The sequence below is a fragment of the Amycolatopsis thailandensis genome (assembly GCF_002234405.1).
In the GTDB taxonomy this organism is placed as follows: Bacteria; Actinomycetota; Actinomycetes; order Mycobacteriales; family Pseudonocardiaceae; genus Amycolatopsis; species Amycolatopsis thailandensis.
In genome coordinates, this window is record NZ_NMQT01000201.1 from 1 (window position 1) to 599 (window position 599).

1 protein-coding gene is annotated in these 599 nt (G+C 71.8%); it reads left to right on the forward strand.

Going from position 1 to position 599, the window contains the following annotated elements; all coding sequences use genetic code 11:
* Positions 1 to 599 (forward strand): tetratricopeptide repeat protein (locus CFP71_RS41040; RefSeq protein WP_208636151.1); only part of this gene is annotated, 599 nt, incomplete at both ends.

The following is a 599-nucleotide window of genomic DNA, read 5'->3' on the forward strand; positions in this document are numbered from 1 at the left end:
CGGGCGGTCTCCCGAGGAGTTCGCCGACCGGCACCGGAAGCTGGCCGAGCACTACGGAAGGCGGGCCGCCGGGCTCGGCGCCACCGGGACCGAGGTCCGGAGCCAGGCCTGGGGCGACGAACGCTGGGAACAGCTGAAGGTGGAGGAGGGATACCACCTGCTCTGCGCCGATCCGGCGGACGCGTTGCCGGAGGCCCTGCTGAACGCGGCCAACATGACGATCACCGGTAGCGCCGCCTGCCGATCCTGGGTGCGGATGATGGAGCAGGCGGGGACGGACGCCGACGCCCCGGCCGTGCTCCGGTGGGCCGCGAGGCTCGAAGAGTGCCTGTCCTCCGGCGAAGGTCCTCGTGATGTGGAGGTCCTCGATCTGCTGGCCGGGGCGGCCGAACTCGACGCCGTCCGGCTGTCCACGGTCGTCAGGCGACGCGCCTGGGCGCACGACGATCGAGGAGAGACCGCCGCGGCCGCGCGAGACTACGACCGGGCCGTCGCCCTGAATCCCGCCGACCCCTTCGCCTGGAGCGATCGGGGGAACATGTTCCACAACGAGGGGGACTGGGAGCGAGCGCTCGAAGACCTGAACCGGGCGATCGAAC